This is a genomic window from Erwinia sp. PME.40.26/001 (assembly GCF_055556675.1).
On record NZ_JBVHNP010000001.1, the window covers coordinates 1,423,079 to 1,440,630 of the forward strand.

The window sequence follows — 17,552 nt, forward strand, 5'->3', positions numbered from 1 at the left end:
ATAGCGCTTTTTAAACCTCAGTAATAAAATAGACGTTATGGCACAATCATCCCGCTACAGCAACGAGCGCGTGGAGAAGATCCTCGCAGAAATGGTCCAGGTCCTGGAAACAAACCAGACCCCAACCGATCTTTCCCTGATGGTTCTGGGAAATATGGTGACCAACTTACTGAATACCAGCGTGGCGCCGGCACAACGCCAGGCGATGGCACGTTCGTTTGCCGAGGCCCTGCAGGCTTCGGTACGCGATGACAAAGCCCACTGATGAGACGATCCTGATCCTAATATGGTAACAAATCGGCAGCGCTACCGTGAAAAAGTCTCCCAGATGATTAGCTGGGGGCACTGGTTCGCCCTGTTTAACATCATTTTCGCCTTCATTCTGGGCAGCCGTTACCTGTTCGTTTCCGACTGGCCAGCCTCGCTGGCCGGACGCATTTACGCCTTCAGCAGCTGGATTGGCCATTTCAGTTTTATTGTTTTCGCCGCCTATTTGCTGATTGTTTTCCCGCTCACCTTCGTGGTGATGTCGCAGCGGCTGCTGCGTTTTCTCTCGGCGATTATCGCTACCGCCGGAATGACGCTGATCCTGGTCGACAGCGCGGTATTTGCCCGCTTCCACCTGCACCTCAACCCGGTAGTCTGGGAACTGGTGGTCAACCCCGATCAAAGTGAGATGGCGCGTGACTGGCAGCTGATGTTTATCAGCGTTCCGGCTATCTTCCTGGTCGAAATGTTGTTCGCCACCTGGAGCTGGCAGAAGCTGCGCAGCCTGAATCGCCGCCGTTTTGGTAAACCGCTGGCCGCACTGTTCATCAGCGCCTTCTTTGCCAGCCACCTGATGTACATCTGGGCCGACGCCAATTTCTATCGTCCTGTGACCATGCAGCGTTCTAACCTGCCCCTCTCTTATCCGATGACCGCACGGCGGTTTCTGGAAAAACACGGCCTGCTGGATGCGCAGGAGTATCAGCGCCGCCTGGTGCAGCAGGGTAATCCTGAAGCCGTCTCCGTTGCCTACCCGTTGAATGACATTACCTTCCGGGACAGAGGCACGCGTAATAACCTGCTGGTGATCACCGTTGACGGCCTGAATGAGGCGTCTATGGCGAAGTCACTGCCAAACCTGACACGCTTCGCCGAGAGCAACGTGCGCTTCAGCCAGCATTTCAGCTCTGGTACCAGTGAAGATACCGGGCTGTTCGGGCTGTTTTACGGCATTTCGCCAAGCTATATGGACGGTGTGCTGTCATCGCGCATCCCGTCCACGCTGATTAACGCACTGGGGCAGCAGGGTTATCAGTTCGGTCTGTTTGCCAGCGATGGCTTTAACTCGCCGCTCTATCGTCAGGCTCTGCTCACCGACTTCTCTTTACCGGCGACGCAGAACCAGTCGAATGCGGAAACCACCCGTCAGTGGCAGCGCTGGCTGGAAGGGCATAAAAGCGAAGATACGCCGTGGTTCTCCTATCTGTCGCTGTCCACCTCTGACGACAGCGATGCCGCAGAGAAGTACAATGCACGACGCTACAACCGCGCAGCAGCCAGCGTCGACCAGCAGATCCAGAATGTGCTGACCACGCTGGAGCAGAAAGGATTACTGGCCAATACCGTGGTGGTGATCACTGCCCAGCACGGCGTGGTGCTGGATGGCGAAGCAGGTCAGGGAAACCGGGAAATGTTGCAGGTGCCGCTGGTGGTTCACTGGCCGCAGACACCGGCGCAGACCATCAATAAGCTGACCGACCATCAGGATATTATGACCACCCTGATGCAGCGCCTCCTGCATGTCAGTACGCCAGCCGCGGACTATTCACAGGGCGAAGATTTGTTTGCCGCTCAGCGCCGCCACAACTGGGTGGCCAGCAGCACCAACCATCAACTGCTGATAACGACACCTCAGGAGACGCTGGTGCTGGATAACAATGGCAACTATGCCGCATGGAATTTACAGGGACAGAAACTGAAGGATCATAAACCCCAGCTGGCGCTTCTGCTTCAGGTTCTGACGGACGAAAAACGCTTTATTGCCGATTAACTGTATAAATCTAAAGCAGTCAAGACGTTAGCATCTTGCATTCAGGAAGAAGTTCAGTAATATAGTTTCAACGTCGGCGCGTAGCGCAGCCTGGTAGCGCATCGTCATGGGGTGGCGAGGGTCGAGAGTTCAAATCTCTCCGTGCCGACCAATTTTTACCTTCCCCACAGTAACCTCCCTGTATCACCCTCTTTCCGACCCGGGTCCGCATTGTGGCACTTGCCACGGCCTTGACAGGGTTTACTCAGCGTCAAACCCTGCCCGACCACTGGCCTCAAACCATTGTGACTATTTATCCAATCACGCCGAATTAAAGCCCGTTTTATCCGTGGGAAAACACCTTTATCAGTGGAAATGTGAATGCCCGCCGAACCCCTCTGAACGGCTGTTATCCGCACCGTAACCGTGCCCACCGAAAGCATGGCTGTGAGCGTTGTCACTGCCACGATTATCGCCGCTAACCCGACCTGTCGCCTTGTCATGGCTGACACCGTTACCACGACCTTCATGGATCAACGCGGGGATATGCGGTACCGCAACCTGGACGTCAGGGGCCAGGACAGACGCAGGTAACGTTTTGGTCACCCCTGCCAGCGTCACGTTAACCTGCGTGGTGGGCTGCAGAGAAGATGCCGCAACATTGATCGTAGCCGCCGCATATTTAGCGGCGGTCAGGGAAGCCTGAATCCCCTGCATCTGAGTTTGTACGGAAGAAGGCATGCCGCCCGTCACTGGTTTACCCGTAGGATCTTGCTTAACACCCGAGACCATTGAGACCGGCGTGCCGGTAGGGTCATTTTTCACCCTATTCACCATTGAGACCGGATTACCCTGCGGATTGGTGATGTTACCCGGCTGCTGAACCCAGCCAGCAGACTGATTATTTTTCGCGTCCGTATAGGACTGACCATAGCCCGAAGACGGCTGACTGGCGGGCTGGCTCACTTCATTTTTCGCGTCCGTATAAGACTGACCATAACCCGAAGACGGCTGACTGGCTGGCTGGCTCACTTCATTTTTCGCGTCCGTATAAGACTGACCATAACCCGAAGACGGCTGACTGTCGGGCTGGTTCACTTCATTTTTCGCGTCCGTATAAGCTTGTCCAAACGTTTTCTGATGGGCGTCCTGAACCTGCTGGCGCCTGTAGGCACCAAAATCCTGCTGACTGACCTGCTGACGCTGTACGCTTGCCTGGCCAGCGACTGCGCCAGCCTGCAGGGCAGCGGCGCTGTTTGTGCCGCTGTGCAACTGGACAGCATGGACATTCTCTGTCTGCCGATCGGCATTAGCATTAGCCTCGCTCAGGGACATTTGTGCGCCCGCAGAGACAGAAAAAAGAGATACAGCACACATTGCTAACACTTTACCATTCATGACTTTAGCCTCTGATTATATTAAGTCAGTGCAATCACTAACCACTGACTAATCTAAGCCTTGTTATGAATGTACCTCTTGATTAAAGTCAATAAATCGTGATGAGAGTCACAAATAAGTCACTATGTTTGCATTAATGCCGCGCTGCCGCCCACCAGCAGGCTTAGCCCCTCTTCGTCAGTATGAAATTAGCCCACTCACCCCACATCGCTTGCACGAGCGGGGTGACAATAAGGCTCTTCAGACGAGGTTCAGAAGTGAGCAGTACCGCCCACAGCGTGCTTATTAACAGACTGACTTTTGCAGGGGTTAAAACACAGAAAATTCAGATCGTGCTTTTACGTAAGAGAAATGTCCGGCGGGTAAACCGGACAAACAGAAACGTCTTTATTTCTGTCGCTCTGCTACTGTCATGGTGAACATAAGTGTGGTGTTACCGGCATTGGTATAATGGTGGGGGGCGTCAGTTCTGGCTACAGCGGCACAGCCTTTCTCTATCCTCAATTCTGTACCGTCCACCTGAAGGGTTAATGTTCCTTCCTCAACATGGAACAACTCGAATGTGCCTGCGGGGTGTCCGGGAGAAGAAAAAAGCTCCCCGGGAAACATCTCCCAGCGCCAGAGCTCGACCATATCTGGCCCACTGGTCCCGGCCAGTAGCCGTGCCGTCCCCCCGCGATCGCCCCGCCACAGCACCGGGATCTCATCCTGCTTAACAAGATGGACCGCCGGTTTACCCGCGACATCGACAATATCCGCCACTGATACGCCCATCGCAGCAGAGATTTTGCATAAGATGGCAATACTGGGGTTGGCTGTGCCCTTTTCAATTTCAACCAGCATCCCTTTACTGACGCCCGCCCGACGTGATAACTCATCGAGGGTAAATTTTTGCAGCTTACGGAAATTTTTTATTCTGGCGGCCAGCGCGTGGCTCACCGATTTCACATCAGCGCCCGAATAAGTCGATATATTGACTTTTCCCGTCATTAGTCATTACCATGCAATAAAATAGTCATTACAGGATTATCTGATGCTTAACATCCACCCGTCAATCCATCCCGACATTGCCACCATCGCCCCCCACTTCAGGGCGCTGAGTATCGTGGTTGAGGCCGCCCCGCTGGTGAATGCGGCCATCGGCCAGCAGGCCCTGGCCGCCGCCTGTCAGGGCGTGCTGGTCGATGCCCCCTGGGCCGGGGCGCATCTCAGCGCCTGGTCTGAGGTCTTCAAAGCCTTTGGCGCTAAACCCAAACGCACACCCTGTTCGGCGGAAGCCTTACGCAAGCGCGTTCTGAAAGACGGCACCCTACCCGCCATCGACCCGGTCGTGGATCTGTATAATGCAATCAGCATTAAATATGCGCTGCCGGTGGGCGGGGAAAACAGTGCCGCCTATGTCGGCCAGCCCAGACTGATCGTTGCGGAAGGGACAGAGCAGTTTGACACCCTAAAAGACGGTGAGCCGGTGTATGAAACGGCAGAAGCCGGGGAAGTGATCTGGTGTGATGACGTCGGCGTGACCTGCCGCCGCTGGAACTGGCGCCAGGGCGTTCGCACGCGGTTAGATGCCAGCGCCCGCCAGATGTGGTTTATTCTGGAAAGTCTGCCGGAGATGCCACTGGACGCACTGCACCGCGCCGGCGATGAACTGGTCGACGGCCTGCAGCAGATGATGCCAGGAGCAAAAATCGGGCAACGGTTAATCACCCTCGACTGACCGTTTTACCATCAGCGTTTCGCCACCGGAGAGCTTCCCTGCTGTTTTTACAGGCGATTATTCGTCACCGGGCAGGAAATCCCCGCCGTAAAACGTGGCGAAACTCTCAATCTCTGTCTCTGCAACAAAACTGTCACAGTAATATCATACGCTGTCGTTACACTTTTATGGCATTGTGTAGACAGAGATAACTCAAATGGCAATGATTAAAGCTAAGAGCTTCAAAGATGCGGAAGAGCTGCTCCACTCAGGTATTAGTAAGGTGGAGCTGGCTTATGATATCGACAGTGACGATTTTTTCCGGCTTGCCAGCCAGTGGTGCGATCGCGGTGCCAAAATCTCCAAAGGGCATGACCATTTTGTCGTATCGCTGAAAAGCTTCGCGATCCCACCGAATCATTAATTCCAGGCGTTTTTTGATATCCAGCCACTAACCTGTTTAAATAATTTATCGTTTTTGCACAGGTTAGTGGCTATGTCTGCACTGAACATTTCGTCCTCCTCCCCCTTTATTACTGACTTTTCGCTGCAACCGCTGCCTGACACCCCAGATATCAGCCTGCTGGACGTGCGTTATGACGTCGCTCATTTTAATGAATCTCTGTTTGGTCAGCTGAATATTCCGCCACCTGACCACCTGCAGCGTGCGGTTAAAAAGCGTCGTGCGGAATACCTCGCCAGCCGCTACGGCCTGCAACAGGTGCTGGCCAGCTGGGGGATTGCGGATTTTATATTGAGTAACGGGCCGGATCGCGCTCCGCGCTGGCCGCAGGGTGTTAACGGCTCTCTGTCTCATACCCATCAGCAAATATGTGCTCTGCTGACGCCGCGTCAGGACGTGATGCCGGGCGTGGACTGTGAAACGATCATGACGGAAGAGATGGCCCGCGAAACCGGGAGAATGTTCATCGATGATGGGGAAAAAAAGCGGCTGGCGCAGTGTGAGGTGCCCTTCGCCACCGCGCTGACGGTGGCGTTCTCAGTCAAAGAGAGCCTGTATAAGGCGCTCTATCCGCAGATAAAGCAGTTTATGGATTTCAGCGCCGCGGAGATAGTGGCCTGCACTGGGGATTTGCAGTATCTCCGTCTGCGCCTGACACAAACATTTTCCCCGACAATGACCGTCGGGCGCATCTTCGAAGGCAGAGCCCTGCTGCACGCCGATCGCGTGATGACCTGGGTTACCGCCTCGTCGTCGACGGAAAATTAACGCGATTCATCCGGGCGCTGTTGCAGCGGAGGAAGATCGTGCAGATGAACGCCATACAGTTCACCCATCGGCATCATTGCTTCGATCACCCGACAGCTGTCCAGCGTGGTCATACCTGAGGGTGCCTGAAAGAATCGCGTGAAGTGCAGCCAGATACCATTCATCATCTGTTCCTCTGTGAAGTGGACCTCTATTAAACCTGACGCTTTCTGCCCGGCAAAATACCCATTTTGCACAGCCTTTGCCAGTTCCCGGCATAAGCCCCCAATCCCATTTCTGAACTGATCTAAGCCAGAATTGTTGTTTTACAGCGGCGGGTGCGGCTTCAATAATTGCCGGCAACTGATACCGTTCAAGGACGCATTATGGCTTACCGACTGAGCTTACTGGATAAGAGTCCGCTTGCCGAGGGCGAAACCGCCGTGACGGCGCTGGCACGAACCCTGGCGCTGGCACAGCGCGCAGAGGCGCTCGGCTATCATCGCATCTGGCTGGCAGAGCACCATAACACCCCGTCGCTGGCCAGCCCGTCGCCGGAAATACTGATCGCCTGGATTCTGGCGCACACCCGTCACATTCGAGTGGGTTCCGGCGGCGTGATGTTGCAGCATTACAGTCCGTATAAAGTGGCAGAGAACTTCAATCTGCTGGCCTCCCTGGCCCCGGGCCGGGTCGATCTTGGCATCGGTAAAGCTCCCGGCGGGCTGCCGCTGTCCACGAAAGCCTTGCAACAGGGTATTGACCCCGACGTGAAGGGAGACTTTGCCAGCCAGCTACGCGCGCTGGATCAGTGGCTGACGGCCTCCCCTGCCCCTGAAGGTGAAGATCCGTTACTGGCGACGCCGCTGCCTCCGCGTCCGGCAACCCGCTTTCTGCTGGGAGCCAGTGAAGCCAGCGCTCAGCTGGCCGCAGAGCTGAACTGGCAGTTTGTCTTTGCTGCCCACCTGAATGGTGACAGGCAGGAACTGGACCGCGCACTGACGGCTTTCCGCACGCTCAGCCAGGGGCAATCTGCGCTGCTGGCCGTGCAGATCATCGTTGCCGATAGCGAAGCGGAAGCCGATCTGCTGGCGGCCGATTTACAGCACTTCCGCGTACATGTAGATAACGGCCAGAGCGTCACGGTGGGCAATCTGGCCCAGGCCGAAGCCTTTATCCGCCAGTCCGGTGCGAAACAACACCGGATTGAACCGCGTGAAGCTGCCGTACTGAAAGGCACTGCTGCACAGGTTCACGACCAGCTGGACGCGCTGCATCAGCGTTTCGGGGTGGAAGAATTCATTATTGATATCCCGATTGCTGCCGGTGTACCACGCCTGAAATCCCTGCAACTGCTGGCCACCCACCAGCCGGTAGCCGCTTAAGGAGCCCAACCATGACCCTCTCTCTGACCCGGCAGCTGGTGGCCTGGCGCCGCGAACTGCATCAGTACCCGGAACTGTCCAATGAGGAGTTTGCCACCACGGAGCGCATCACAGGCTGGCTGAACGAGGCTGGGATCCGGCTGCTGCCTTTCGGACTGAACACCGGCGTAGTGGCCGAGATTGGCGAGGGTGAACCACTGATTGCCCTGCGCGCCGATATTGATGCCCTGCCCATTGACGAGATCGTGCCGGTGCCGTTCCGTTCGCAGCACCCGGGCGTGATGCACGCCTGCGGCCACGACGTACACACCGCCGTAATGCTGGGCGCAGCCAGGCTGCTGAAGGCGCGGGAAAAAAGCCTGCCCGGCCGCGTACGTCTGCTGTTCCAGCCCGCAGAAGAGCGCTTCGGCGGCGCGAAGACCCTGATCGATGCGGGTGCGCTGGCGGGCGTCGCGGCGATCTTCGGCATGCACAATGCGCCGGAGCTGCCGGTGGGCACCTTTGCCACGCGCGGCGGTGCGTTTTACGCCAATGTCGACCGTTTTGATATCAACGTGTACGGCAAGGGTGCGCACGCCGCCCGTCCGCAGGAAGGAGTGGATGCCATTGTGATCGCCAGTCAGATCGTCAGTGCCTTACAGACCCTGGTCAGCCGCAGCTACAGCCCGCTGGAGTCGGTGGTGGTCAGCGTAACGCGTATTGAGGGCGGGAATACCTGGAACGTATTGCCGCAGCAGGTAGTACTGGAAGGCACGGTACGCACCCATAACGACGACATCCGCAGCGAACTACCGCAGCGGCTGCGTCAGTTGATAACCGGTATTGCCGCAGGGCTGGGTGCCCGTGCTGAACTGAACTGGCACCCCGGCCCGCCGGCCTTGATCAACACCGGGCACTGGGCAGAATTCAGCAAGCAGGTGGCTGCCCGTCAGGGTTACGACGTGCAGGAGGCCGAGCTGCAAATGGGCGGCGAAGATTTTGCCTTTTATCTGCATAACACGCCGGGCACCTTTGTCAGCATCGGCAGCAACAGCGAGTTCGGTCTGCACCATCCCGGCTTTAACCCGGATGAGGCCCTGCTCTCGCCGGCCGCCGGGTACTTCAGCCAGCTGGCGGAAGCCGCACTTAATGAGATCGCTTAACGGGCAGTAACCGGCCCTTTTCATCTGCAGTTTCATCATAATAAGAGTCAGTCACTATGAAAAAAACATCCGTATTACTGGGCCTGCTCAGTGCATCCCTGTGGCTTGGCACCACGGCAAACGCAGAAACCGTCAACATTAATGGCACCGGCATCAGCGTCGAGGCGAATGCAGCGCCCGTGCATGCGCCGGTCAATCCCGAGGCGGTGGCCCTGCTGCCGAAGAACCTTAAACTGGCCGTGCCGGGCAAGTTTACCGTGGCGGTGGCCGCGCTGAACTCCCCGCCGCTGACCCTGTTTTCTGATGACAACAAAACCCTGCAGGGCAGTGAAGTGGATATCGCCCGCCTGGTCGCCGACAGCCTCGGGCTGGAGCTGAACGTGGTGCCGACCTCCTGGGAAGACTGGCCGCTGGGTGTCAGCTCCGGCAAATATGATGCCGCCATCACCAATGTCACCGTCACCAAAGCGCGCAAAGAAAAATTCGATTTCGCTACCTACCGCAAAGATTCCCTCGGTTTCTACGTGAAATCGGACAGCAAAATCACTTCACTGACCAAAGCCGAAGACATTGCCGGACTGCGCATTATTGTTGGTTCCGGCACCAATCAGGAAGCGATCCTGCTGGCCTGGGATGAAGAGAATCAGAAAAAAGGGCTGAAGCCGTTCACGCCTAACTACGTGAAAGATGATGCGGCCCAGACGCTGGCATTACAGTCCGGTCGTGCCGATGCCTATTTCGGGCCGAACGTCATTGGTGCCTGGAAAGCCGCACTGACCGGTAAAACAAAACGGGTGGGCACCGTGGATGGCGGCTGGCCGAAAGCGGCACATATCGCGGTGACACTGAAAAAAGACAACGGGCTGGTGGCCGCCGTAAACGCTGCGCTAAATGGCGTGATCAAAGGCGGCGAGTACGACAAAGTCCTCAACCGCTGGGGCGAGGGTATCGAGCGCCTCGATCGTTCTGAAATCAACCCGCCGGGGCTGGGTGACTAACGGAGGTCCGAATGAGCCATGAACAATTTCGCCAGCTGTCACCGGAGGCACCGGAGCTGGCATCTATTATTGACGGACTCTTCGGAGAATACAGCGCCCGCTACGGTGACTTTTTTGCCCGGGATGCCGAAGTCGAACTGACCGAATGGTATCTGCCCCCGCAGGGGATGTTTGTAGTACTGGAGCGCGACGGGGTCATTATTGCGATGGGGGCTTATAAGGCTTTCGACGCGGAGACGGCCGAATTAAAGCGTATCTGGACCCGCAGCGATCTGCGCCGTCAGGGGCTGGCGCTGAAAGTGCTGGTTGAACTGGAGCGACGGGCCGGGCTGGCGGGTTACCGACAGGTTTATCTGACCACCGGATTTCGTCAGCCGGAAGCGGTACGCCTCTATTTATCACACGGCTATCAGCCACAGTTCGACACGCAGCGTGACCCGGAAGAGTACAGCCTGCCGCCTTACGATGGCCGCCTGCGTTTTACCAAAGCACTTCACCATCACGCCGAGTCAGGAGCCGCCCATGAAACCGAATGAAACCCTGCGCGTGGTGCCTGCCCGCTATCCGCTGCGGCTGGTTGGGGCGGTTGTTGCCCTGTTTATTCTGGCCGTGGTGATCCAGTCCATCGCCTTTAATCCGCGCTGGGAATGGTCGGTATTTGCCCACTGGTTCTTTGCACCCGCGATCCTCAGCGGTCTCGGGCAGACGCTGCTGCTGACGCTGATCGCCAGCCTGCTGAGTATTCTGCTGGGCGTGGGGCTGGCGCTGGCCCGCCTCTCCTCCTCTTGGTTGCTCTCCGGCCTGGCGTTCGGCTATATCTGGCTGTTCCGTTCGCTGCCGCTGATCGTGGTACTGATTATTCTTTATAACTTCTCCTATCTCTACGACACTCTGTCACTTGGCGTTCCCTTTACCCCGTTGACGCTGGTGGAGTATAAAACCATTGATGTCCTGGGGCAGTTCAGCACGGCGGTGATCGGGCTGACGCTGGTGCAGGCAGCCTATACCGCCGAGATTATACGTGGCGGCATTACCGGCGTGGATCAGGGGCAGTTTGAAGCGGCCGCTGCGCTGGGTCTGCCCTCTTCTCGCCGCACGCTGCGCATTATTCTGCCGCAGGCGCTGCGTTCCATTATTCCGACCGGGTTTAACGAAATTATCAGCCTCGCCAAAGGCACTGCGATGGTGTACGTACTGGCGATGCCGGAGCTCTTTTACACCATCCAGATGGTTTATAACCGCACGCAACAGGTGATCCCGCTGCTGATGGTAGCAGCAGTCTGGTATCTGCTGATCACCACCGTGCTGTCAGTTTTGCAATACTACGTTGAACGCTGGCTGGCACGCGGGGCCACCCGTGAGCCGGTCAGCCGCCTCTCATCTACCCGGCTGCATGCCGCCATCGCCCCCGCCAGGAGCTCATAATGTCTGAAGCTATCGATCTGCACAGTGAGGCCACGCTGGGTCATATTTCCATTGCCGGGGTCAGTAAAAGCTATGGCCGTTTTAAGGCACTGGACGAGGTATCGCTGGAACTCCCCCCTGGTTCTGTCACGGTGATCCTCGGGCCGTCAGGCTCAGGGAAGTCCACGCTGCTGCGCGCCATCAACCATCTGGAGCGGGTGGATGAAGGGCTTATCCGCATTGATGGTGACTACATTGGTTACCGGCGCAAAGGGAATAAGCTGTATGAGCTGAAGGAGAAGGCGATCCTCCGGCAGCGTATCGGTGTGGGCTATGTGTTCCAGAATTTCAATTTGTTCCCTCATCTCACGGTGCTGGAAAATATTATCGAAGCGCCCCTGGCCCATAAGCAATTAACGCGGGCGGCGGCAGAAGAACGGGCGTTACAGCTGCTCGACACCGTTGGCCTGCGGCATAAAGCCGGGGCATGGCCGCGCCATCTTTCCGGCGGTCAGCAACAGCGCGTGGCGATTGCCCGGGCGCTGGCGTTAAATCCGAAGGTTATCCTGTTTGATGAACCGACATCGGCGCTTGATCCGGAGCTGGTCGGCGAGGTGCTGGACACCATCAAACAGCTGGCACGCTCCGGGAGGACGCTGGTCGTGGTGACTCATGAGATCGGTTTTGCCCGTGAAGTTGCGGATAACGTGGTGTTTATGGTCGAAGGGAAGATTGTGGAACAGGGCAGCGCCTGGCAGGTGCTGAACCAGCCGCAGCATCCGCGGACGCGGCGTTTTCTGGCGAAGGTATTGTGAGGCCAGCCTGCGCCAGCGTTCACACCATCAGCACGGGACTACCGGGGAAATGGGTCGTCCCCTGCAGGGCAACAGTGACCGCCGTGGTGGCCGGCCCTCTGTACCGGTCGGCCAGCAACCCGGACGTTGCCTGAAACTACCCCAGCGTCTCGGTACGCTTGACCGCATCGAGGGTAGCGGCATCACGCTCGGTGCCCGTCAGCTCGGTCAGCGTTCCGTCGCGCATTTCCAGCAGACGGTCAGCGTGCAGGAAATAGTGATCGTCATGACTGATGGCAAACACCGTTTTCCCCAGTGACTGCAGCCACGGCAGCAGTTCACGGTAGAAGATACGGCGGAAGTGCGGATCCTGATCGGCGGCCCACTCGTCGAGCAGCAGAATGTCGCGCTGCTCGGCGGTCGCCAGCAGCAGCGCCAGGCGCTTGGTCTGCCCTTTCGACAGCTGCAGGTTCAGCACCCGATTGCCTTCCAGCTTGATCTTATCCTGCATTTTCAGCCGTTCCAGCCAGCTTTGTACCAGCGCCGGATCAACGGCCTGCCCGCGATCGTCAATCAGGCGGTCAAACAGATGCACGTCGGTGAATACCGCCGAGAACAGACGGCGATAGCTCTCCATTGATTCAGTGTCTACCCTTTGTCCGTCCAGCAGGATCTCGCCAGACACCGGCTGATACAGCCCGGTCAGTAGCATCGCCAGCGTGGATTTACCGCTGCCGTTCCCCCCGATCAGGAACACCAGTTCGCCGCGCTTCAGGGTCATATTCACCGGGCCGACGTGAAAACCGTTGTCGCCGTAGTGAAACACCAGATTGCGCAGCTCCAGCGTCTGCCAGTTTTTCGCCGCCGGCAGCTGGGGGAATTCAGCCTCATAAGCCGCCAGATTAAAGGTGTTCAGCTTGTCAAACGCCACCTGCGCTGTTAACAGCGTGGGCAGTGCGCCCACCGCCGACAGCATGGGGGTGCGCAGGAACAGCAGGGTCAGGGAATAGGTCGCGGCCACGGCCGTATCCGCCCAGCCCAGGCTGTTCGCCAGGTAAAATGCCAGGCCAATGGCACCCAGCATCATAATGTTTGACCAGTTCACGGCGCTGAGGTGGTAGGTATCGGCCCGCACAATATGGTGGCGATAGGTCCGGGCATCTTCACCGTAGACGTTTTCAAAGATCTGCTGCGCACGCTGGCGGTTCAGCGCCAGTTCTTTGCGCCCTTCGATAATGATCTGGAAGTCATGGTAGAGGCGGTCTTCTGTCGCACGCAGTACCGCCATATGCTGATACACCCGCGCCACCAGCAGCCAGCCGCCGATAATCGTCACCGCCACCCACACGGAGGTCACCACCATCATTTTCGGTGACAGCCAGGCCAGATAGGCCGCAGAGCCCAGCGTCAGAATGATGCCCTGAATCAGCTCCGGCAGACGCACAAAGGCGATGGTGATATTGCGCACATCACTGGTCAGGCTGGCCAGCAGCTGGGCGTTACCAATCTGCTCAATGCGCTCAACCCGCGTGTCGAGAATACGTTTGATAAATTCGCCGCGCAGGCGATAGACAAAATGGTGGCCGAGCAGGGTCAGCGCCAGCTGCGATCCGAGGGTCACCGCCATCAGCAGCAGCAGCAGGCCGAGAAACTGCGGTAACACCATCACCGAAGAATTGAGCGTCACGATCAGTTCGCGGTTAATAAACGCAATCAGACCAATTCCCAGCGCGGCACTGAGAAGACTGAGGGCAATAACCAGAATAAACGGCCAGCGATACTGCTTATAAACAACGTGAAGCAACTCCATGAAAACGTCCCGGCAGGTAAAAAGCAGCTTGCAGTTTAATGAGAAGCAAGACGAGATCAATAACAATTCTCATTCGGACGTATTCAGGCCGCGCGCTAGCGTGCGCGGCGGAAAGTCAGGTTATAGCGAAAAGGTCCCGTCAGCGGATGAATACCCGGTTTTAGCGGGAGGATGCCGTGGTAGCGCAGGCGCGAGGGCCCTCCCCATACCACCACATCGCCCTGCTCCAGCAGCACCCGCTGGCAGGCATCAGCGCGATCGAACCCGCCAAATAAAAACACCGCCGGGAGCCCAAGCGACACCGAGACAATCGGCTGGCGCAGATCGCGCTCATCTTTATCCTGATGCAGCGTCAGCTTTGCGCCGGGCTCATAGCGGTTAATCAGGCAGGCGTCCGGGTTGAAGCCGCTGAACCCGGCTTCAGCCGCACAGGCGACGGCCAGTTCGCGGAAGGCCGACGGCATGGCTGGCCAGCGCTGGCCGCTGACCTCATCCTGCGCGCTGTACTGATACCCGCGCGAATCGGTGGACCACCCGAGATCGCCGCAGTTGGTCATGGCGACCGACATCCGGTGGCCGCCCGGCGTAATGCGGTGTTCAAAAGGATTGAGCGCGGCGATCGCCTCCACCTGCGCCATCAGCTCAGTGGCGCATTCGCGGGCGCGACGGCGGAGGATCACAGCCCCTTCGGTGAGCGGTTCCTGCCACGGGGCATCGTCAGCAAACAGATCGAACATAAACACTCCTCAGGCTGTCAGTGTGCGGGTGACGGCTGAATAAAGGCGGCAAACTGCGGCGACATCCAGCTGGTGAACTGGTCGCCCTGTTTAAAAATCAGATAGACCGCCAGCTTTTCACGCAGCGCCAGCGCTTTGGCTTTTTCCGTGCCCAGCACCATCAGCCCGGTATCCCAGCCATCTGCTTCCAGCGCGGTGGTGGCGATCACCGTAGCAGATACCAGCCGGTGCTGGATCGGCCGGCCGGTGGCTGGATCTATCACGTGTGAGATACGCTTCCCGTCCAGTTCATAATAGTTACGATAGCTGCCGGAGGTGCTGATGCCGTGCCCCTGCAGATCGACTATCGCCTGCACCGCATTCTCCTGATCGGTGGGTTTCTGGATCGCCACCTGCCAGGCATTGCCCTGGGCATTTTTGCCGCGCGTCAGCACCGCACCGCCCACAGAGACCAGATACTGATTAATCCCCTCCTGCTCCATCAGGCGGGCAAGATGGTCGGTGGCAAACCCTTCCCCGACGGTAGACAGGTCAACGTAGAGTCCAGGCAGATCCTTCTGCAGCCAGGACTGCCCGGCCGTGTTGATCACCTGCAAATGCGCCAGCCCGGTCTGTGCCCGGGCGGCATCGATCTCCTGCTGCGTTGGTGTTTTTACGGGTTGTTTATCGGGACCAAAGCCCCACAGATTGACCAGCGGTCCGATGGTGATGTCCATCGCCCCCGCCGTCTGCTGACCAATACGCAGCGACAGGGTTATGATATCGGCCATATTATCACTCACCGGCTGTGGCGCACTGCCGCGATACTGGTTAAAACGTGACAGTACGGAGTCACTTTTCCAGGTGGAGAGTTCGCGATCGTCCTGGTCGAGCTGCAGCTGAATGGCGTTTTGCAGCGCTTCCCGGCGTTCAGGCGCCACACCCGCCAGACTTACCCTCCAGAATGTTCCCATTGTTCGGCCTTCGAGTACCATCCCGTCAGATCCCGCTGAGGGCTGAGTGTTGTCACAGCCTGCCAGCAAGCAAACCACCATTAAACCTAAAAAATACCGCCAATTACTCTTCATATCTGCCTGTAATCTTGATTAAAAACTGGTCCGAACCGGGCTTTGCCGCAGAGAAAACTCAGATTCGACACCTTGATCTTAGCGTCGTACGTCACCAGGATAGGTGCTGTACAGGGCATCCCGGTGCCCATCATTCACTATTATAAAGGAGAGCCATAATGATCTATTACGCGCTTCTCATGGTTTCCATTGCTGTGATTATCTTTGCAGGCTTTAAGCATTACAAGCACACCCATACCCGGCAGCTTCATCGTCCACGCCATCGTTAAGGCTTCTGTGACCTCCCCCGGCCCTACCGGGGTGAGATCACCGGCACTTTTATGGTGCAGCCTGCCCCCGTCAGCCCCCCTTATCCTGCTCTTTTCCCCCTGAACCGCCAGACAACCGCAATGAAATGACCTGGCACGTTTTCTGCAACGTGAAGATCACTGTTCACTGTGGGGAAGAATGAATGCGCAATAAACACGCGATCAAAGAGAACCAGGTCAGGCGTCGCCTGCTGCGCTTTTCACTGTTTACGCTGGGTGGCATCGGGCTGGAAGGCAGTTGTCTGCCGATAAAAGAAGAGAACAGCAGGAAGAAGCCGGACGCCATCGCCTGAACCGGCCAATAAAAAAGGCCGATCGCTTCAGACGATCGGCCTCTGCCTCAGGGGCTGACCGGCGGTTGCGGTCAGCCCTGGTGTTACCCCGTTCGGGATCAGAACTGGTAAACGAGGCCTAACCCCACCACGTTGTCGGTATTAATACCGGCCGCCTGGGTGAAGTTGTTGTCGTCCAGCAGGTTGATCTGGTAATCAACATAGGTCGACATGTTTTTGTTGAAGAAGTAGGTCGCGCCCACGTCAACGTACTGTTTCAGGTTCTGGGTACCCCAGTTCTGAATGTCGGTCGCGCGCGAGGTCACGTAGGCCAGAGACGGACGCAGGCCGAAGTCGAACTGATACTGGGCAACCAGCTCCCAGTTATCGGCTTTATCCGCAAAGCCGTAGGCCGCAGGGTTGTCGGTGCTGCCGAAGCGGGTGGCGTTATACGAACGGGTATACATAGCCGCCAGGTAGACGTTGTTTGCATCGTATTTCAGGCCGCCAGAGTAAGCATCGGCTTTATCGCCGTTGCCCAGCAGCGCGTTGCTGTTCTGGGTATCCGTACGGTCAGAAGAGAACATAGCGGCACCGGCGCTTAAACCGGGAACGATCTCATAAGTCGCTGACAGGCCGTAGCCGTCGCCGTTCTGCGCAGTCGCGCTGCGATTGCCGGCCACTTCGGCGTTGCTGTCGTTCTTACCCTGATACTGGATGGCGAAGTTAAGACCGTCCACCAGACCAAAGAAGTTATTGTTACGGTAGGTCGCGACGCCCGTGGCACGCTGGAACATAAAGTTATCCGCACCGTAGGTATCCCCACCGAACTCAGGCAGGACGTCGGTCCATGCGCCGATGTCATACAGCACGCCGTAGTTACGACCATAATCGAGAGAGCCGGCATCACCGAATTTCAGACCGGCGAAGCCCACGCGGGTGTAGCTGTCAGCGGTTCCCTGGCTTTCGGCGTTGTTCAGCGCGGCCTGGTATTCCCACTGGCCGTAACCGGTCAGCTGATCGGAAATCTGCGTTTCGCCTTTGAAGCCAAAGCGGACATAAGACTGGTCACCGTCTGAACCGGCGTCGTCAGAGAAGTAGTGCAGACCGTCAACTTTACCGAAAAGATCCAGCTTGTTACCGTCTTTATTGTAGATTTCTGCTGCGCCTGCTGTACCGGCAACCAGCAGTGCTGGAACCATCAGGGAAAGAACGCGAAGTTTCATTTTAATACCCTCTCGATTATAAGATTTATTTTGCCACTGCGTGCCGATCAATCATTTTAAGCACTTCGTGTCATCTTAAGGCGAG

Annotated in this window: 18 protein-coding genes, 1 tRNA gene and 1 pseudogene; 13 read left to right on the plus strand and 7 right to left on the minus strand. The window is 57.1% G+C overall.

The annotated features are described in order from the left end of the window. The first annotated feature begins 37 nt into the window (after positions 1-37). From ACZ3HG_RS06805 to ACZ3HG_RS06815, 3 genes are all read left to right on the plus strand, one after another. On the plus strand, positions 38-265 hold the full coding sequence (locus tag ACZ3HG_RS06805) for a YejL family protein (protein ID WP_191932966.1): 228 nt from the start codon (positions 38-40) through the stop codon (positions 263-265). Between the two features lie 21 nt (positions 266-286). Further along, positions 287-2,038, plus strand: coding sequence for an LPS biosynthesis-modulating metalloenzyme YejM (gene yejM, locus ACZ3HG_RS06810; protein WP_465332418.1), 1,752 nt, complete (start codon positions 287-289; stop codon positions 2,036-2,038). A gap of 74 nt (positions 2,039-2,112) precedes the next feature. After that, positions 2,113-2,189: transfer RNA gene (locus ACZ3HG_RS06815), tRNA-Pro, on the plus strand. 194 nt (positions 2,190-2,383) lie between these two features. Here ACZ3HG_RS06815 and ACZ3HG_RS06820 read toward each other — a convergent pair. Beyond that, positions 2,384-3,352: a hypothetical protein gene (locus tag ACZ3HG_RS06820; RefSeq protein WP_465332420.1), complete on the minus strand. Its 969-nt coding sequence runs from the start codon at positions 3,350-3,352 to the stop codon at positions 2,384-2,386. 450 nt (positions 3,353-3,802) lie between these two features. Then, complete coding sequence (locus ACZ3HG_RS06825) at positions 3,803-4,405, minus strand: XRE family transcriptional regulator (protein WP_465332421.1); 603 nt, start codon at positions 4,403-4,405, stop codon at positions 3,803-3,805. A gap of 43 nt (positions 4,406-4,448) precedes the next feature. Between ACZ3HG_RS06825 and ACZ3HG_RS06830 the strand changes: the two genes are divergently transcribed. The 3 genes from ACZ3HG_RS06830 to ACZ3HG_RS06840 all read left to right on the plus strand — a co-directional run bounded on the left by ACZ3HG_RS06830 (position 4,449) and on the right by ACZ3HG_RS06840 (position 6,345). After that, a complete protein-coding gene (locus ACZ3HG_RS06830; protein WP_191936626.1) occupies positions 4,449-5,135 on the plus strand; it encodes a B3/B4 domain-containing protein in 687 nt (228 codons plus the stop codon). A gap of 196 nt (positions 5,136-5,331) precedes the next feature. Continuing rightward, positions 5,332-5,538 carry a hypothetical protein gene (locus ACZ3HG_RS06835; RefSeq protein WP_137269784.1) on the plus strand — a complete coding sequence of 69 codons (207 nt, stop codon included), beginning with the start codon at positions 5,332-5,334 and terminating at the stop codon, positions 5,536-5,538. 72 nt (positions 5,539-5,610) lie between these two features. Further along, a complete protein-coding gene (locus ACZ3HG_RS06840) occupies positions 5,611-6,345 on the plus strand; it encodes a 4'-phosphopantetheinyl transferase family protein (protein ID WP_465332424.1) in 735 nt (244 codons plus the stop codon). On the opposite strand, the gene ACZ3HG_RS06845 is transcribed toward ACZ3HG_RS06840, so the two are convergent. After that, positions 6,342-6,509: a hypothetical protein gene (locus ACZ3HG_RS06845; protein WP_465332426.1), complete on the minus strand. Its 168-nt coding sequence runs from the start codon at positions 6,507-6,509 to the stop codon at positions 6,342-6,344. The genes ACZ3HG_RS06840 and ACZ3HG_RS06845 overlap by 4 nt on opposite strands. A gap of 201 nt (positions 6,510-6,710) precedes the next feature. On the opposite strand from ACZ3HG_RS06845, the gene ACZ3HG_RS06850 reads away from it, so the two are divergent. From ACZ3HG_RS06850 to ACZ3HG_RS06875, 6 genes and pseudogenes are all read left to right on the plus strand, one after another. Beyond that, complete coding sequence (locus tag ACZ3HG_RS06850; protein ID WP_191932972.1) at positions 6,711-7,709, plus strand: LLM class flavin-dependent oxidoreductase; 999 nt, start codon at positions 6,711-6,713, stop codon at positions 7,707-7,709. Between the two features lie 11 nt (positions 7,710-7,720). Continuing rightward, positions 7,721-8,851, plus strand: a complete 1,131-nt coding sequence (locus ACZ3HG_RS06855) for a M20 peptidase aminoacylase family protein (protein WP_191936628.1) — start codon at positions 7,721-7,723, stop codon at positions 8,849-8,851. Between the two features lie 44 nt (positions 8,852-8,895). Further along, positions 8,896-9,849, plus strand: a pseudogene (locus ACZ3HG_RS06860) (ABC transporter substrate-binding protein); the annotation flags it as partial. Positions 9,850-9,860: 11 nt separating this feature from the next. Continuing rightward, entirely contained in the window at positions 9,861-10,385 is a 525-nt protein-coding gene (locus ACZ3HG_RS06865; protein WP_191932975.1) for a GNAT family N-acetyltransferase, read from the plus strand. Continuing rightward, entirely contained in the window at positions 10,372-11,274 is a 903-nt protein-coding gene (locus ACZ3HG_RS06870) for an amino acid ABC transporter permease (protein ID WP_465332429.1), read from the plus strand. The genes ACZ3HG_RS06865 and ACZ3HG_RS06870 overlap by 14 nt, the downstream gene beginning before the upstream one ends. Further along, positions 11,274-12,068 (plus strand): amino acid ABC transporter ATP-binding protein, encoded by a 795-nt coding sequence (locus tag ACZ3HG_RS06875; protein WP_191932977.1) that lies wholly within the window; start codon positions 11,274-11,276, stop codon positions 12,066-12,068. Before ACZ3HG_RS06870 ends, ACZ3HG_RS06875 begins: the two co-directional genes overlap by 1 nt. A 136-nt stretch (positions 12,069-12,204) precedes the next feature. Here the strand turns inward: ACZ3HG_RS06875 and ACZ3HG_RS06880 are convergent, their stop codons facing one another. The 3 genes from ACZ3HG_RS06880 to apbE all read right to left on the minus strand — a co-directional run bounded on the left by ACZ3HG_RS06880 (position 12,205) and on the right by apbE (position 15,661). Then, a complete protein-coding gene (locus tag ACZ3HG_RS06880; protein WP_191932978.1) occupies positions 12,205-13,857 on the minus strand; it encodes a multidrug ABC transporter permease/ATP-binding protein in 1,653 nt (550 codons plus the stop codon). A gap of 95 nt (positions 13,858-13,952) precedes the next feature. Next, positions 13,953-14,594 (minus strand): DNA oxidative demethylase AlkB, encoded by a 642-nt coding sequence (gene alkB, locus ACZ3HG_RS06885; protein ID WP_465332431.1) that lies wholly within the window; start codon positions 14,592-14,594, stop codon positions 13,953-13,955. Positions 14,595-14,611: 17 nt separating this feature from the next. After that, positions 14,612-15,661 carry an FAD:protein FMN transferase ApbE gene (gene apbE, locus ACZ3HG_RS06890; protein ID WP_465332433.1) on the minus strand — a complete coding sequence of 350 codons (1,050 nt, stop codon included), beginning with the start codon at positions 15,659-15,661 and terminating at the stop codon, positions 14,612-14,614. 451 nt (positions 15,662-16,112) lie between these two features. On the opposite strand from apbE, the gene ACZ3HG_RS06895 reads away from it, so the two are divergent. Next, the gene (locus ACZ3HG_RS06895; protein WP_191932981.1) at positions 16,113-16,262 is read left to right on the plus strand and encodes a hypothetical protein; all 150 of its coding nucleotides are present in this window, start codon (positions 16,113-16,115) and stop codon (positions 16,260-16,262) included. Positions 16,263-16,360: 98 nt separating this feature from the next. On the opposite strand, the gene ompC is transcribed toward ACZ3HG_RS06895, so the two are convergent. Next, positions 16,361-17,467, minus strand: a complete 1,107-nt coding sequence (ompC, locus tag ACZ3HG_RS06900) for a porin OmpC (protein WP_191932982.1) — start codon at positions 17,465-17,467, stop codon at positions 16,361-16,363. Positions 17,468-17,552: the final 85 nt, after the last annotated feature.

What these genes read in the sequence shown, in the direction of transcription:
- ACZ3HG_RS06820 (WP_465332420.1), bottom strand. Translation starts at nt 3,352, where the DNA reads ATGTCCCTGAGCGAGGCTAATGCTAATGCCGATCGGCAGACAGAGAAT.
- alkB (WP_465332431.1), bottom strand. Translation starts at nt 14,594, where the DNA reads ATGTTCGATCTGTTTGCTGACGATGCCCCGTGGCAGGAACCGCTCACC.
- ACZ3HG_RS06845 (WP_465332426.1), bottom strand. Translation starts at nt 6,509, where the DNA reads ATGAATGGTATCTGGCTGCACTTCACGCGATTCTTTCAGGCACCCTCA.
- ACZ3HG_RS06895 (WP_191932981.1), top strand. Translation starts at nt 16,113, where the DNA reads ATGCGCAATAAACACGCGATCAAAGAGAACCAGGTCAGGCGTCGCCTG.
- ACZ3HG_RS06830 (WP_191936626.1), top strand. Translation starts at nt 4,449, where the DNA reads ATGCTTAACATCCACCCGTCAATCCATCCCGACATTGCCACCATCGCC.
- ACZ3HG_RS06805 (WP_191932966.1), top strand. Translation starts at nt 38, where the DNA reads ATGGCACAATCATCCCGCTACAGCAACGAGCGCGTGGAGAAGATCCTC.
- apbE (WP_465332433.1), bottom strand. Translation starts at nt 15,661, where the DNA reads ATGAAGAGTAATTGGCGGTATTTTTTAGGTTTAATGGTGGTTTGCTTG.
- ACZ3HG_RS06825 (WP_465332421.1), bottom strand. Translation starts at nt 4,405, where the DNA reads ATGACGGGAAAAGTCAATATATCGACTTATTCGGGCGCTGATGTGAAA.
- ACZ3HG_RS06870 (WP_465332429.1), top strand. Translation starts at nt 10,372, where the DNA reads ATGAAACCGAATGAAACCCTGCGCGTGGTGCCTGCCCGCTATCCGCTG.
- ACZ3HG_RS06880 (WP_191932978.1), bottom strand. Translation starts at nt 13,857, where the DNA reads ATGGAGTTGCTTCACGTTGTTTATAAGCAGTATCGCTGGCCGTTTATT.
- ACZ3HG_RS06835 (WP_137269784.1), top strand. Translation starts at nt 5,332, where the DNA reads ATGGCAATGATTAAAGCTAAGAGCTTCAAAGATGCGGAAGAGCTGCTC.
- yejM (WP_465332418.1), top strand. Translation starts at nt 287, where the DNA reads ATGGTAACAAATCGGCAGCGCTACCGTGAAAAAGTCTCCCAGATGATT.
- ACZ3HG_RS06855 (WP_191936628.1), top strand. Translation starts at nt 7,721, where the DNA reads ATGACCCTCTCTCTGACCCGGCAGCTGGTGGCCTGGCGCCGCGAACTG.
- ACZ3HG_RS06865 (WP_191932975.1), top strand. Translation starts at nt 9,861, where the DNA reads ATGAGCCATGAACAATTTCGCCAGCTGTCACCGGAGGCACCGGAGCTG.
- ACZ3HG_RS06875 (WP_191932977.1), top strand. Translation starts at nt 11,274, where the DNA reads ATGTCTGAAGCTATCGATCTGCACAGTGAGGCCACGCTGGGTCATATT.
- ACZ3HG_RS06840 (WP_465332424.1), top strand. Translation starts at nt 5,611, where the DNA reads ATGTCTGCACTGAACATTTCGTCCTCCTCCCCCTTTATTACTGACTTT.
- ACZ3HG_RS06850 (WP_191932972.1), top strand. Translation starts at nt 6,711, where the DNA reads ATGGCTTACCGACTGAGCTTACTGGATAAGAGTCCGCTTGCCGAGGGC.
- ompC (WP_191932982.1), bottom strand. Translation starts at nt 17,467, where the DNA reads ATGAAACTTCGCGTTCTTTCCCTGATGGTTCCAGCACTGCTGGTTGCC.